Source organism: Ancylobacter sp. VNQ12 (assembly GCF_049445835.1).
In the GTDB taxonomy this organism is placed as follows: Bacteria; Pseudomonadota; Alphaproteobacteria; order Rhizobiales; family Xanthobacteraceae; genus Ancylobacter.
Genome location: NZ_JBMSDU010000022.1, coordinates 31,223 through 46,157, shown reverse-complemented (window position 1 = coordinate 46,157; position 14,935 = coordinate 31,223). Strand labels below are relative to the sequence as shown.

Annotated in this window: 11 protein-coding genes; 7 read left to right on the top strand and 4 right to left on the bottom strand. The window is 66.6% G+C overall.

The window, feature by feature from the left end:
* Positions 1 to 2: 2 nt before the first annotated feature.
* Positions 3 to 2,351, bottom strand: coding sequence for a glycosyltransferase (locus ACO2RV_RS21470; RefSeq protein ID WP_423296281.1), 2,349 nt, complete (start codon positions 2,349 to 2,351; stop codon positions 3 to 5).
* Between the two features lie 845 nt (positions 2,352 to 3,196).
* On the opposite strand from ACO2RV_RS21470, the gene ACO2RV_RS21465 reads away from it, so the two are divergent.
* The 6 genes from ACO2RV_RS21465 (at position 3,197) to ACO2RV_RS21440 (ending at position 11,712) form a co-directional block, all read left to right on the top strand.
* Positions 3,197 to 5,401 carry a polysaccharide pyruvyl transferase family protein gene (locus ACO2RV_RS21465; protein ID WP_423296280.1) on the top strand — a complete coding sequence of 735 codons (2,205 nt, stop codon included), beginning with the start codon at positions 3,197 to 3,199 and terminating at the stop codon, positions 5,399 to 5,401.
* 77 nt (positions 5,402 to 5,478) lie between these two features.
* Positions 5,479 to 6,729 (top strand): capsule biosynthesis protein, encoded by a 1,251-nt coding sequence (locus tag ACO2RV_RS21460; RefSeq protein WP_423296279.1) that lies wholly within the window; start codon positions 5,479 to 5,481, stop codon positions 6,727 to 6,729.
* Positions 6,726 to 7,571: an SDR family NAD(P)-dependent oxidoreductase gene (locus ACO2RV_RS21455; protein ID WP_423296278.1), complete on the top strand. Its 846-nt coding sequence runs from the start codon at positions 6,726 to 6,728 to the stop codon at positions 7,569 to 7,571. The genes ACO2RV_RS21460 and ACO2RV_RS21455 overlap by 4 nt, the downstream gene beginning before the upstream one ends.
* Before the next feature lie 208 nt (positions 7,572 to 7,779).
* The gene (locus ACO2RV_RS21450; protein ID WP_423296277.1) at positions 7,780 to 9,228 is read left to right on the top strand and encodes a mannose-1-phosphate guanylyltransferase/mannose-6-phosphate isomerase; all 1,449 of its coding nucleotides are present in this window, start codon (positions 7,780 to 7,782) and stop codon (positions 9,226 to 9,228) included.
* A 23-nt stretch (positions 9,229 to 9,251) separates the two neighbouring features.
* Complete coding sequence (locus tag ACO2RV_RS21445) at positions 9,252 to 10,325, top strand: polysaccharide pyruvyl transferase family protein (protein WP_423296276.1); 1,074 nt, start codon at positions 9,252 to 9,254, stop codon at positions 10,323 to 10,325.
* Positions 10,309 to 11,712 (top strand): glycosyltransferase family 4 protein, encoded by a 1,404-nt coding sequence (locus ACO2RV_RS21440; RefSeq protein ID WP_423296275.1) that lies wholly within the window; start codon positions 10,309 to 10,311, stop codon positions 11,710 to 11,712. The genes ACO2RV_RS21445 and ACO2RV_RS21440 overlap by 17 nt, the downstream gene beginning before the upstream one ends.
* Before the next feature lie 6 nt (positions 11,713 to 11,718).
* On the opposite strand, the gene ACO2RV_RS21435 is transcribed toward ACO2RV_RS21440, so the two are convergent.
* Together ACO2RV_RS21435 and rocF are read right to left on the bottom strand one after the other, a co-directional pair.
* Positions 11,719 to 12,786: an ornithine cyclodeaminase gene (locus ACO2RV_RS21435; protein WP_423296274.1), complete on the bottom strand. Its 1,068-nt coding sequence runs from the start codon at positions 12,784 to 12,786 to the stop codon at positions 11,719 to 11,721.
* Positions 12,787 to 12,788: 2 nt separating this feature from the next.
* Complete coding sequence (rocF, locus tag ACO2RV_RS21430) at positions 12,789 to 13,712, bottom strand: arginase (protein WP_423296273.1); 924 nt, start codon at positions 13,710 to 13,712, stop codon at positions 12,789 to 12,791.
* A 124-nt stretch (positions 13,713 to 13,836) separates the two neighbouring features.
* On the opposite strand from rocF, the gene ACO2RV_RS21425 reads away from it, so the two are divergent.
* The gene (locus ACO2RV_RS21425) at positions 13,837 to 14,274 is read left to right on the top strand and encodes an Lrp/AsnC family transcriptional regulator (RefSeq protein ID WP_423296272.1); all 438 of its coding nucleotides are present in this window, start codon (positions 13,837 to 13,839) and stop codon (positions 14,272 to 14,274) included.
* Positions 14,275 to 14,296: 22 nt separating this feature from the next.
* Here ACO2RV_RS21425 and ACO2RV_RS21420 read toward each other — a convergent pair whose 3' ends face one another.
* Entirely contained in the window at positions 14,297 to 14,935 is a 639-nt protein-coding gene (locus ACO2RV_RS21420; protein WP_423296271.1) for an NrsF family protein, read from the bottom strand.

Below are 14,935 nucleotides of genomic sequence, written 5' to 3'. Positions count from 1 at the left end.
GCCTAATCCCCGGATGCGGACGCCGCCATCCCCGACAGGGCCAGCCCTTCCGGTGCTGCTTCCGTCTTCCGACGGGACTGATCGATCCGCTGCTGGATTCGTGCGGAAACCGCCTCGGTCCATTGCGCAAAGTCGTATTTGCTGGTGACGCGTGCCTGGCCGGCCCCGGCCCGGGCGGCACGCAGATCGGCATCTGCCGCCGCCTGGTGCATGGCGCGGGCGGCGGCCTCGGTATCGGGAATGCCCCACTGGCCGATATAGCCCCGGCTCGCGAGATATTCCGGCGGTGCCGGCGTCTGCTGCACCGGCACGAGGAAGGCATTGTCGGCGTCGCAGAAATCCTGCGAGCCGGAATAGTCGGAGACCACCACCGCCTTGCCCGCGAACATGGCGTCGGCGATGAAGTAGCCGAAGCCTTCGGAGCGATGCAGCGACACCATCGCATCGACACTCCACATCAGCGTCCAGTATTCCTCGGCGGTCAGATTGCCCTCGACCAGCGCGATGCGGTCATCGCCGGCGATCCGCTCCTCGATTTCCTCCCAGTAGGAATCGATGTTGCTCCAGTGGCCGGGATTGACCTCGCGGATCTTGATCAGCAGCCGCACGTTGAGGTCGCTGTCCTCGAACGCCCGCTGGAAGGCCTTCACCACGTCGAGCGGGTTCTTGCGCACGATGGAGGAGCCGAACTCCGCCGCCGTGAGGAAGATGAATTCGGACGGCTCGCGCCGGAAGCGGTCGAGGAAGGAGACGTGGGCGAGGGGGGCGTGCAGCCCCTTGTCGACCACCGTGACCGGCACCGGCGTGATCTTGCGATAGGCCTCGGCAACGTAGTTGCTCGGCGTCCAGATCTCGTCGACGGCGAGTGCGCCCAGCGTGTGGTTCGCCGGCGGACGGTCGCTCTCCCAGAGGTAGAAGCCGATGATGTGCGCGTCCTCGCAGATGCCGGCGAAACGGGCGATCATCTCCGGCGCGCGGTCGGCATTGACGCACAGCAGGACGACGCGGGCGCGTACGCCGACCGTCGGATTATAGCCGGCGTCGGGATTGACGCAGGCGCCGTCATCGGCGTTGAACACCAGCGGCGAGAAGGACGACAGCGCCTCGACGAACATGTTGAGGTTGCGCCCGAGGCCGCTCTCATTGGCATGGCCGATGATGACGAGATCGCGGCGCGGCACCTCGTCCCGCAGCGCGACGGGCGCCGCCTCGACCCGGCCCATCGCCGACAGGACGGAGAGCTCGGGGACGCGGGCATAGACGTCGTGATGCAGCCGCTCGCGCCAGAACTCGGCGCCGCGCTCGACGACCGCCACGTCCGGATAGGGCGTGTCGGCGAGGATCGAGATCAGCGCGAGGTCGAAGCGGGTAAAGTCCGCGGTGCCGCCGGCACCCCAATAGGCTCGCCAGACATTCGGGGTGAAGGAAAGCCGGTCGGGCTGGGTGACGTCGAGCGCGACCTCCTTGAAGCTGGTGAGGCGGATGAAGTTCTCGTCGCGCAGCCGGTTGCCGAGCCCCTGGTCCTCCAGCAGGAAGAGCCAGTACCAGCTCCACGGCAGATCGCGGTTGCGGAACATGTCGGCCGGCGCGGAGAGCGAGCGCCGCAGGCCCTCGGAGACCAGCTTGACGTTGTTCTTATCGGCTATGAAGGGGGCCGTGGCGAATTTGTACTGGACGAGGCGCAGGCCTTCCTCGGTGAAGATGTCGATATGCGGGTAATGCCGGCGCCAGAAGGCGAACAGAGTGAGGCTGATTTCGTGCTTCATCACCCGCCGGTTCATCACGGGCTCGCTCAGGAGTGCGTGGATCTCGTCGGTGAGGCAGAAGACGTGGCGCTTGTACCAGTCCTCAAATACCTCCGAGACGATCCAGTTTGCCACCGACTGGCCGCCGGACAGCTTGCCCTTCAGCTCAAGGCGGTTGGCCATGTAGCGGGTATAGACCGAGGCGCGCCAGCGGGCCGGCGGCTCGTCGGAGCTCTCCAGACGGCGGGTCACGTTGGGAATTTCGTGCCACACCAGATGGCGTAGCCGTGCCTCGCGGGCGCCGGACCCGATGCCGACGATGAAGTGGGTGAGATCCTCACGGGTTTCCGGGTCGGTCCAGAAGGACGGCGCGGCAAAGGCGCCCGCGGCGGCGCTCGCACCGTCGATGCGCAGCACCATCTGCCGGTGTGCCGAGAGGCGGTATCCGGTGACGTGAACGGGCATGTAGGCCTCGGGCGAGGTGGTGCGCTCGAAAACGGTGGCTCCGTCGACCTCCAGGCGCAGCGTGACCGGCTTCAGCAGGTCGCCACGGTGGAAGCCCCAGGCGATGCACTGCCCGTCCTCGACGAACACGCCGCCGAGCACGTCAGCGCTATCCGAAATTCGTAAGTAATTTTGGCATGAATTAGCTAGGTCGCATGCACTCTGAAGTTGTTCTTCAGGTTTCGCGCCCTCGCTGCCCATCCGCGTTTCGCGCAGATTCTGAACCGGGGAGACCAGGCCCTCCGGTCCGAAATCGCGTCCAGCCTGATGCCCGAAGGTCTCAAGATTCATGAGCCACCCGTTTCGCTGGTCGACGGTTTCGAGAGGAATCAACCTTCGAACACCGTCAAAGTGTCCGTAGATGATGCGTGTCATGTGCATTGCAGCATCAAAAATGACGACCTGTCTAGATGCTGTTTTATGTATTATTGCACCAATCTTCGGCAGAAATGGTACTATATAACCATATTTGTTAGTAATTCATTCTATATTGCGAATAGAGGCATTTTTGAATGAATCTACGGCGAGTTTCATTGAAGCGATTGCTAATGGTCATGCTGAATTAGACTCACCAGAATGCGGCGATAACGTGAAGATGACCGTAATGGTGTCAATTTACCGATCGGATACAGCGATCTTCCCGACAGGATCGGAAAATGTGATCACGTATTCTGCTGCGTCGCGGTAGCGGATTGGGTGCGTTGCAATCAGCCGTGGTATGCCACCGGGCCGTTGGTGGGGACGCTCGCCGAACGCCTGCGAACGCGGCCGTTTTGCCGTCGGTGGGCCGATACAACGCGCTCAGTGTCGTGCGGTTCCATTTCGGCGGATATTTCAATCGGAGTAGACACGGGGAGTAAATCGGACAATTCTATTGCGATGATGGATCCATGGGACCGATACGTGATCATGGATATTTCGAATGTGCTTGAAGCGCGTGAGGGCTAATGAAAACACCGCTCGAAGCAATCGTTCGGACCGAGGGCGAAGTGCGGCTCGGTTGGGCTGGCTCGACCACTCTGATGGACTATCTGAACCTCGAGGACGCGCTCAGCCCGGTCATGACCGCCATGGTCGGCGGCCTGCCGGTGCGGCGCGTGCCGGCGAAGTCCCAGTCGACGCGAATGGCGGCGATCGGCGCGATCGGCCACACTTTCGAGGGTGGCCAGGTGCATGTGTGGGGGACGGGCTGCTCGCCCTGGAAGAATCCCTCGGCGCCGGCCGACCGGCGGGTCGCCTTCGCCCCGCCGGGCCACGGCGCCATCGTGCTGCATGCGACCAGCGGCCCGGTGGCCGAGCGGCTGATGGCCAATGGCGGCCCGCGGCCGGGGCTTTATGGCGACCCGGCCTGGCTGCTGCCGCGCTTCTATCGCCCGCGCATCCGCAAGAAGTGGAAGCTCGGCGTGATCCTCCACCTTTCCGAGCTCGCCGACCGCTCCTATGAGGCGCGGCCCCTGCCGGCCTTCGCGCGCTACCGCATTCCCGAGGCGCTCAAGGACGACGTCCACCTGATCACCACGGTGACGTCGCTCGGCGTGCCGGCCCTGAAGGCCAAGCTCGACGAGATTCTCGCCTGCGAACGCATCGTTTCGATGAGCATGCACGGTCTGATCATCGCCGAGGCCTATGGCATTCCCTGCCTGTATTTCCCCCCGCTCGCCGAGCCGCGCGGGCTCGGCCGGCTGGCGCTGGACCCGGACGGGCCGGCGGATCTGCGGATCGTCGATCTCTATCTCGGGCTCGGCCGGCGCCATATCCCCGCCTATTTCCAGGATCGCGGCCTGCCCACCGACTGGCAGGCGCTGATGGACGCGGTGGACCGTGCCTGGGAGCCGGCCGAATTCGATGCTGAGCGGCTGATCGAGGCGTTCCCGTTCACGCCGTCGCCACTCAAGGCGCCCACCGGCAAGAGCATCTGGGATCACCCCGTCATAAAGGGGCTGGTCCTGCAGCATGACGTGGCGCTGCTGCGCCAGCAGGACCGCGAAACCGACAGCGCCGAATCCGTCGTCGCGAAGCCGCCCGAGGCACGTAAACCCGAACCCCAGCCGAAGGCGGCGGGCGGTGCCGGCATGGTTTCCGGCATGGCCTCGTCGACGATGGCGAAGGTCGTCAGCCCTGAGAAGGCGCCGCCTACCGCGATGACGCCCGGTCTCGCCACGCTGTTGCGGATGAATGCCGAGCGGATCTCCATTCCGCTCTCCTGGGCCGCGACGACGCGGGAGAGCCCGCACGCCAATCTCGGCGATACGCTGAGCGCGCTCGTGGTGGCGGGCATGGCGGGCGTCACCGTGCGGCGCGCCGGATTCGACCAGCCGATCGAGCGGATGGTGGCGGTCGGCACGATCGGCCACAACCAGCGCAACGGCATCCTGCATTTCTGGGGCACCGGGGTTGATGCCGAGCGCAATCCGGTCGATCCGCTGGTGCGGGGCTATGTGCGCCCGGCCGATACCGAGTTTCACATCCATGCGCTGCGCGGGCCGAACAGCGCCCGCACGCTGCGTGCCGCCGGCATGGAGGTGCCCGACATCTTCGGCGATCCCGTGTGGATGCTGCCGCGCTTCTGGCCGATGAAGGAGGTGGAGAAGACGCACGACCTCGGCGTCATCCTCCACATCACCGAGCTGGAGGACCGCACGCCGGAGGCGGGCGTGAAGCCCACGCTCCGGCGCTACGGCATTCCCGACGATTTCAAGGGCCGCATCCGGCTCATCAATACCCATTGCGCGCCGACACCGGAGGGCATGAAGGCGAAGGTGGCGGAGATCGTCTCCTGCCGCGCCATCGTCTCCACCAGTCTGCACGGTCTCGTCATCTCCGAGACCTACGGCATCCCCTGCGCGTGGTTCGCCACCTATGGCGATGGCGAGGGGCGCATGCTCGATCTCGGCAACCCGCAGCACCAGATCGATCATCGCATGCGCGATTTCTATTCGGGTGTTGGGCGCACCACCCTGTCTTCCTACTGCCTCGACCGTTCGCAGCCCACCGACTGGGGGGCGGTATTGTCCTGGGTCCACGGCAAGTGGCGGCCGCTGAGCTATGACGACCGGCCTTTGATCCGTTCCTTCCCGCTGCCGCTGGCGGTGTCGCCGGAGCAGGCAAACTGGCCGCTGCCGGCCGAGATCGTCGATCGGATCGACTATTGACCGGGGCGGCGGCTCACCCCGCCGGGTGTCCGGGTCCCGGCTTCGCGGCGGCACGTTCGGCATTGCCGGCACCGCGAATGGAGGGTCCCACTGCCGTCGGGGCGACGGTCGCGGCGGAAGCGTTCGCCGGTCGCTGCTTCCTGTTCCTGCAGGGGCCGGCCTCGCCCTTCGGGATACGTCTCGCGCAGGCGCTGAAGGCGCGCGGGGCGCGCATCGTGAAAGTGCATCTGTGCGGTGGCGACCTCGTCTTCTGGTCCGGCCGCGCGCGCCTCTATCGCGGCAGGCCCGAGGCGTGGCCGGCCTATGTGGAGCGGCTCATGATCGAGGAAGCGGTAAGCGATCTGGTGCTGTTCGGCGACTGCCGGCCCTATCACGCGCCGGCGGTGAAGGCGGGCCGCGCGCGCGGCCTGCGGCTGCATCTGCTTGAGGAAGGCTATGTGCGGCCCGGCTGGATCACCTGCGAGGCGCACGGCGTGAACGACCATTCCGACCTGCCGCGCACGCCGGAGGCCGTGCTGGAAGCCGCATCGAAAATTGGCGAGCCGGTGGAGGGGAGGGGGCGGCTCGCCGAGCCTTTTGCCCGTCGCGCACTGTGGGATGTCGTCTGGCACGTCGGCCACACGGCGCTGGCGCCGCTGTTTCCGCGCTATCGGCGCCACACGCTGGTGCATCCGGCGCGCGACTATGCCGGCTGGCTCGCACGCTGGTTGACCATGGCCGGCGCGGCGCGGCGCGACCGGATCGCCAAGGCCAGGCTCGGTGACGGAGCACCCTGTTTCCTGCTGCCGCTGCAACTCGAAGGCGACTACCAGATGCGGGTGCATTCGAGCTTCCGCTCGGTGGAGGAGGTGGTGCGCCACGTGCTGGCCTCCTTCGCACGGGCGGCACCGCGCGACGCGCGCCTCGTGGTCAAGCGGCATCCCTACGATACGAGCCTGCCGGCAACGCGCGGGATGGTGGCGCGTCTGGCCGCGGAGCATGGCATCGGCGGGCGCGTCGTCTTCATCGAGCGCGGCGATATCGAGGCGCTGGTGGCGGCGAGTGCCGGCGTGGTGCTGGTGAACTCGACCACGGCCCTGCCGGCCCTGCAGCAGGGACGGCCGCTGAAGGTGCTGGGCCGCGCCACCTATGACATGCCGGGGCTGGCGCATCAGGGCGCGCTCGACGCTTTCTGGCGCGAGGCTGCGCCGCCGGATGCGGCGCTCGTGCGGGCCTATCGGCGCCTCGTGCTGGCGCGCACGCAGGTATCCGGCGGCTTCTTCGCGCCGGCCACCATCGAGCGGGCCGTCGAGAGCCTGCTCGCCCGCATGGCGGCCCAACCGACATGACCGGCATCACCGCGCGGCACATCCTCATCACCGGCGCCTCCAGCGGGCTGGGAGCGGCGCTGGCCCGCCACTATGCGCGGCCGGGCGTCTCGCTGCTGCTGATTGCCCGCAACGCGGAGCGGCTCGATGCCGTGGCCGATGAGTGCCGCGCGGGCGGCGCGCATGTGGCGACCGCGATGGTCGATGTGCGCGACAGTCTCGCCCTCGCCAGCCTCATCGCGGAGGTCGATGCCCGCGCGCCGATCGACACGGTCGTTGCAAATGCCGGGGTCGAGGCCAGTCTCGGCCGCGTGGGAGAGGCGGAGCCGCTGCACGACGTGCTTGCCCAGATCCGCACCAATTTCGAGGGCGCGGTGGCAACCGTGCTGCCGCTGCTCGATTCGATGCGCGCGCGGGGGACGGGGCGGATCGTTCTCGTCTCGTCGCTCGCCGGCCGCATGCCGCTGCCCGACCAGCCGACATACAGCGCCACCAAGGCTGCCCTCATCGCCTTCGGCGAGGCGTTGCGCCCGGTGCTGGCGGCGCGCGGTGTCCACCTGACCCTCGCCATACCCGGCTTCATCGCCACCGGAATGGGGCATGAATATAGCGGCTGGCGCCCCTTTCAGTGGACTGCCGCACGCGCCGCCGCCGCCATTGCCGCCGCGGCGGATCGCGGTGCGCGCAGCATCGCCTTTCCCTTGCCGCTGGTGCTGCTGATCGGCCTCGGACGCTGCGTGCCCGCGTTTCTGCGGGAAGGGGTGATGCGCCTGTTCTTCGGCGTGCACATCGGCGGCGTTCAAAGAACGTGCCCCGAGCCCGTCACCGGCCCGGCGGCCGAGGAGTGCGGCCTCTCCGTATAGTATGGAGGATGGGTTCGTATTTTTGCCATATCTATAAGTATAGATAATTTATAGTTTGATTTTATGTTATTAATTTTGAACTAATACTTACATCATAACTTTATATTGACGTATTCTGTCCTATGTATACATTTCGCAACTGCGAAGTATCCGGCATGGTCCGTATTTTATTACCATGGATCAACGTTGATCGTGAGGAGAACAACCAATGGCCGACTCCAAAATCGTCCCTGTCATTCTCGCGGGCGGCTCCGGCACCCGCCTCTGGCCGATCTCGCGCGACTCGTTGCCGAAGCAGTTCCTGCCGCTCTCGACGTCGGGTGGCACGCTCTATCAGGACACGCTACTGCGCGTCGCGCAGGGCGATCTGTTCGCCGCGCCGATCATCGTCACCAATGACGAATTCCGCTTCTTCGCCCAGCGCCAGGCGCGGGAGGTCGGCGTGGAGCCGACCGTCATGCTCGAACCGGTGCGCCGGGATTCAGCGCCCGCGCTGCTCGCCGCCACGCTGCTCGCCCAGCAGCTGCACGGCGAGGAGGCGACGCTGCTCGTCCTCGCCGCCGACCACGTCATCGGCGACGTCCCCCTGTTCCACGAAGCGTGCCGCAAGGCGCTCGCCGCCGCCCGGCTCGGCCATATCGTGACGTTCGGCATCACCCCGACCGAGCCGCGCACCTCCTACGGCTATATCCGCCGCGGTGCGGTGCTGAACGGGGGCGCCGCCGCACAAGTGGAGGCGTTCGCCGAAAAGCCGACCGCGACGACGGCGCAGGACTATGTCGAGGCCGGCTATCTCTGGAATTCCGGCAATTTCCTCTTCCCTGCGCATGTGATGCTGGAGGAGGCGGAGAGCTTCGAGCCCGAGATCGTCGAGGCGGTGCGCGGCGCGGTCGCCAATTCCACCAGCGATCTCGGATTCTGCCGGCTGGGGGCGGATTTCCATGCCGCGCCCAGCCTGTCCATCGACTACGCCGTGCTGGAGCGTACCAGCCGCGCCGCGGTGGTCGAGGGCAATTTCCCCTGGTCGGATGTTGGCAGCTGGAACGCCATGCGCGAGATCAGCGCGCCGGACGAGAACGGCAATGTGCAGCGCGGCCCGGTGCGGGTGATCGACGCCGCCAATTCCTACATCCATTCCGAGGGGCCGCTGGTGGCGGCGATCGGCGTGGAGGGGCTGTCGGTGGTGGCGACCGGCGATGCGGTGCTCATCATGCCGTCCGAGCGCTCCGAGGAGGTCAAGCACCTCGTCGCCTCGCTCAAGGCGGAGCGGCGCAACGAGGCCAATGAGCACCCCCGCATGCACCGCCCCTGGGGCAGCTACGAGACCATCAATCTCGGCGGCCGCTTCCGGGTGAAGAAGATCATCGTCGATCCCGGCGAGCGCCTGTCGCTGCAACGTCACCACCACCGCTCGGAGCACTGGATCGTCGTGCACGGCACGGCCGAGGTCACGGTGAACGAGAAGGTGTTCATGGTTCAGGAGAACGAGTCGACCTACATCCCGCTCGGCGCCGTTCACCGCCTCACCAATCCCGGCCGCATCCCGCTCGAACTCATCGAGGTTCAGGTCGGCTCCTATCTCGGCGAGGACGACATCGTCCGTCTCGACGATGTGTACAACCGCGTCGAGGCCGTGGCGCCCGCCGCCGTTTCCTGAACCCAGCCAGAAGGATAAGCGACGTGACCGAAGCCACTTTGCGCCAGATCGTCCGCGACAGGGGCGCCGTCCCGCTCACCTGGGCGGCCGCCACGCGGGTCCAGCATTATCTCAACCTCGGCGACGCCCTCAGCCCGGTCATGGTCGCCCTGCTGTCCGGCAAACCGATCTTCCATCAGGCGCATGACGGCGGCAGTGTGCGCATGGCGGCGGTCGGCACCATCGCCCAGAACCTGAAGGGCGGCGACGTCTCGGTGTGGGGCACCGGCTCGTCCCGCTACATCAACACCGGGCAGGAGGGTGAGCGTATACCGTTCCTTCCCGATCCGGCGACGCGCTACCGGGTGCATGCGACGCGCGGTCCCGTCAGCCGCGCCCTGCTCGGCGAGGAGAACGCGGTCGGTGCGCCGGTGTTCGGCGACCCGGTCTGGGCGCTGCCGCGCTTCTACAATCCGAAGCTGGAGAAGAAGTGGGAGATCGGCGTCATCGTCCATCTCTCCGATCTCGACGGCCGTTCGCTCGACGCCCTGCCGCGCGAGGCTTATGAGCGCTACCACATCCCGGCGGAGTTCGCGGGCAGTGTCCGCATCATCAATACGCTGACGGCGATCAGCGCGGAATCGATGCGCGAGAAGCTCGACGAGATCCTCTCCTGCAAGCGGCTGGTTTCCACCAGCCTGCACGGCATGGTCTTCGCCGAGAGCTACGGCATCCCCTGCCTGTACTTCTCGCCGCGCGGCGCGCCGGAAGGGCTGATCGGCCGCGTGATGGACCCCGATGACGGCTACGACTTGCGCATCACCGATCTCTATCTCGGCCTCGGCATTCCGAAGATCCCGGTCTATGTGCAGCGCCGCAACAAGCGCACCGACTGGGAACATCTGATGTGGTCGATCGACACGGCGTGGCAACCGGTCGAGTTCGACATCGATCCGCTGATCGACGCGTTCCCGATCGATGTCGCGCCGATCACCGCGCCGAAGGGTGGCACCGTGTTCGACCACAAGCTCATCCGCGACATCCCCTATGCGCATGGCGGTGGGGCGCCGGTGCCGGCGCGGACCAGGGTTGCGGAGGCCCATGCTGTTGCGGGGTGACGAGAGCGGCGCGGGCGCGCCGGCATCGTCGATGGTGTCGCGGCCGCCGCGCCGTGGAACCGTGATGATCGACGGCTACAACCTCGCGCTGGAGGCCGGCACGGGCGTTGCCACCTATGCCCGCAATCTGAGCTTTGCCTGCGGCGAGCTGGGTTATCGGACGGAGATCCTCTACGGCACCCGTGCCGCGCCGAGCGCGGACCCGCTGCTGCGGGAGATCGCCTTCTTCGATCCGAACGCCGGCTCGCCGTCCTTCCTGCTGGAGCTGAGCCGCCGGCTGGGGCAGCTATGCACCTCGCCGATGGGCGTCCGCGCACGCGACGTGCCGATGTCGGGCAAGGTGATCCGCCGCGCCTTCCAGTCGCGCATGCCGCATTACGACCGCATCTGGAATGCGCCGGAGCTGTTCTCCCGCAGCTACTGGCATTTCCGCGCCTACAAGCACTTCCTCACCGTCGGCGGCGTGACGAGGCCGGACCTGATGCACTGGACCTACCCGCTGCCGATCCGGCTGCCGGGCGTGCCCAACATCTATACGCTGCACGACCTGGTGCCGCTGCGCCTGCCCTACACCACGCTGGACAACAAGAAGATCTACAAGCGGATGATCCAGGGTGTGCTCAAGCGCGCCGACCACATCGTCACCGTCTCAGAGACCTCGAAGCGGGACATCGTCGACCTGTTCGGCTATCCCGAGGACAAGGTGACGAACACCTACCAGGCCGTCTCCATACCGAAGAAGTACGCGGAAAAGCCGGATGACCTCGTGCGCGAGGAGGTCGAGGGCGCCTTCGGCCTGACCTATAAGGGCTATTTCCTGTTCTTCGGCGCGATCGAGCCGAAGAAGAACATCTCCCGTCTGATCGAGGGCTATCTCGCCTCGCAGGTCGAGGAGCCGCTGGTGCTGCTCGGCAAGACGGCGTGGAAGGCGGGCGAGGAACTGCGCTTCCTCAATGAGGGCTCGAACCGCTACCTCGAACAACTCGACAACCTGACCTTCGTGCGCGACCGTGTGCGGCGCTTCGACTACGCGCCGTTCCCGCTGCTGGTGAGCCTGATACGCGGCGCCAAGGCGCTGGTGTTCCCCTCGCTCTATGAAGGGTTCGGCCTGCCGGTACTGGAGGCGATGTCGCTCGGCACGCCGGTGATCAGCGCGAACACCGCCTCGATCCCGGAAGTGGCCGGGGACGCGGCGCTGCTGGTCGATCCCTATGATCCACGCGCCATCGCCGACGCCATCAAGACATTGTCGACCGATGCCGATCTGCGCTCCGCGCTTTCCATGCGTGGACGGGCGCAGGCGGCGCTGTTCTCCGAGGAGCGCTACCGCGACCGGCTGTCCGCGCTTTACGACCGGCTGCTTCCCGCCAGGGCCGCGGCGAACTGACGGGGCTCACGCGGCGGCCTTGGCCCGCAGCAGCATGCCGAACAGGTCGCGCGGTTCGTCGGGATCGGCGAGCAGGTCGAGTTCGTCGAAGAAGCTGGTGCCGGCCAGCCGCTCGCGCACATAGCGCAGCGCCGAGAAATCCTCGACGGCGAAGCCGACGGAATCGAACAGGGTGATCTGCCGGTCGTCGCGCCGCCCCGGCAGGGTGCCGGCGATGACCTGCCACAGTTCGGTGACGGGATGATCGGCGGGAAGTTGCTGGATTTCGCCTTCGATGCGGGTCTGCGGCGGGTACTCGACGAAGATGTCCGAGCGGCGCAGCACGTCGGCATGTAGTTCGGTCTTGCCGGGACAGTCGCCGCCCACCGCGTTGATGTGCACGCCCGGTCCGACCATGTTGTCGGTGAGAATGGTGGCGTACTGCTTGTCGGCGGTGACGGTGGTGATGATCGAGGCACCGCTCACCGCCTGCTGGCTCGATGGGCAGATTTCGATGTCGAGGCCGAAACCGGCGAGGTTGCGGGCGCACTTCTCGCTGGCCGCGCCATCGATGTCGTAGAGCCTCACATGGTCGACGCCGAGCAGCGCCTTGAAGGCCACGGCCTGGAATTCCGCCTGCGCGCCATTGCCGATCAGCGCCATGGTGTGCGCGCCCTTCGGTGCGAGATAGCGCGCGGCCAGCGCCGAGGTCGCGGCGGTGCGTAAGGCGGTGAGGATGGTCATCTCGGTCAGCAGCAGCGGATAGCCGGTGGCGACATCGGCGAGCACGCCGAAGGCCGTGACGGTCTGGCGGCCGTCGCGCGTGTTGCTGGGGTGGCCGTTGACATATTTGAAGCCGTAGAGCGCCCCATCGCTGGTCGGCATCAGTTCGATCACGCCATTGCGGCTATGGGAGGCGACCCGCGGGGTTTTGTCGAAATGCTCCCATCGCCGGAAATCGGCCTCGATGAAACCGGCGAGCTCGACGAGGAAGCGCTCAATGCCGATGGCAAGCACCAGCTTCATCATGTTGTCGACGCTGACGAAGGGCACGACATTGAGCCGGACGCCGGCGCTGTGTTTCGTCGCGATCATGCTCAGTGGCTCCGGGTCGGCCGGTCGAGCACGCGCCGGCCCATCAGGCTGGCGACCAGATCGACCATCAGGCGGGCGGTACGGCCGCGCTCGTCGAGGAAGGGGTTCAGCTCGACCAGGTCGAGGCTGCTGACCAGCCCGCTGTCGTGCAGCATTTCCATCACCAGATGCGCCTCGCGGAAGGTCGCGCCGCCGGGCACGGTGGTGCCGACGCCGGGCGCGATGTCCGGATCGAGAAAGTCGACGTCGAGGCTGACATGCAGCAGCCCGTCGGCGGCCTCCACCTGCCGCAGGAAGGCACCGAGCAGCGCGGCGATGCCGTGCTCGTCGATCGCCCGCATGTCGTGCACCGTGACCCCGCTCGTCGCCAATGCCGTGCGCTCGGCGGGATCGACGCTGCGTATGCCCATCATGCAGACATGGCGCGGATCGAGCGGATGCGGCAGGGGCGGGAACACCCCTTCGAAGCCGGCGCGGCCGGTGGCATAGGCCATGGGCACGCCATGGAGATTGCCGCTCTGCGTGGTGTCGAGCGTGTGGAAGTCCGGATGCGCGTCGAGCCACAGCACGAAGAGCGGACGTCCCGCCTCGGCGGCGCGGCGGCTGAGGCCGAACAGCGTGCCGGCCGCGAGGCTGTGATCGCCGCCCAGCGTGATCGGCAGCCCCTCGGCGCTGGCTTCATAAGCCGCTTCGGCCAGAACCTGCGTCCAGCCGACGACCTCCGGCAGTCGCTTGATCGCCGGATTGGCGTGGTCGAGCGCGGGGGCTTCGGCGGGGGTGAGGTTGCCGCGGTCGAGCACCGTATAGCCGAGTTCGCGCAGCGCGCCGGCGATGTCGGCGGCACGAAAGGCGCTCGGACCCATGTCGCAGCCGAGGCGGCCGGCGCCGTCCTGAACCGGGGCTCCCAGCAAGATGCAGGTCTTCACGCGCGTCTCCTCGATGTCCATACCGAGAAGCTAGCGTTGGTGACTGGCAGATTGAACAGCCATAATTGGCAAGTCGAGCAGATAGATTTATCAATATGGCGATTAAAATCGACAGATTGGCACAATGGACGATCAGGACCGCAAGCTGCTCACCTTGCTGCGCCACAATGGGCGGCGCAGCGTGTCCGATCTCGCGGCCGAGCTTGGTCTGTCGCGGGCCACGGTACGTGGGCGCATGGAGCGGCTGGAAAGCTCTGGCGACATTCTCGGCTACACCGTGATCCTGCGCGCCGACGCCATCGCCATGCCGGTGCGCGGCATCATGCTGATCGAGGTCGAGGGGCGCGCCGCGGACCGCATCGTCGACACTCTGGGCGGGTTTCCGCAGATCTCGGCGGTCCACACCACCAACGGCAAATGGGACCTGGTGGTTGAGCTCGGCACCGATAGCCTGACCGATCTCGATGCCGTGCTGCGGCGCATCCGCCTCATTCCGGGCATCACCGCCTCGGAGACGAGCCTGCTGCTCGCTACCCCGCGCACGACCCGCGCGCGGCTCTGATCGCGCAGGTGCCCGGAGCGGCCTACCAGCGCGCGACGCGCGGGGCGAGCAGGGCGCCGATGGCGGCGAGGCCGAGGATGGCGATGCTGTACCAGGTCGCGACGAAGAGCGGTGAATCGTCCGGGCAATGCGCGGCGTAGAAGGCCGCCGCCAGTCCGCCGGCCAGCAGCCCTGCCACCGCTCCCGCCAGGGCGGGACGGGTCGGGGCGCCATGACGCAAGGCGAACAGGAAAACCGTCAGAGGGCCGGCGCCGATCAGCGGGATGAAGGTCAGGCAGACCCGGCTATTGGTGCCGATCAGCCGCGTCGTCCATTCCTGTGCCGGCACGGCGACCAGTTCGAGGCTCACGGCTATTGCCAGCAGGAGCGGGGCCGCGAGCAGCCAGGGTGTCAGCGAGCGGACATTGCCGCCGGGACGCGACAGCGCACGCAGCAAGGCGAAGGCGCTTGCCGCCAGCGCTAGCGTCACCACGAATTTGAACACGAAGCGCGCGGTCTCCAGCGAGGCGAGCGCATCGGGGCGGGGGCCGAGGGTGACGAGGAATACAGCGCCGGCGATCAGAACCGCCAGCACTCCCGCCATCCGCCATGCCGTATCGAGCGGAATCGAACGGCGGTTCGTGTCCGCGGCCATGGCCCTGATGAGGTCGTCGGTTTTCAT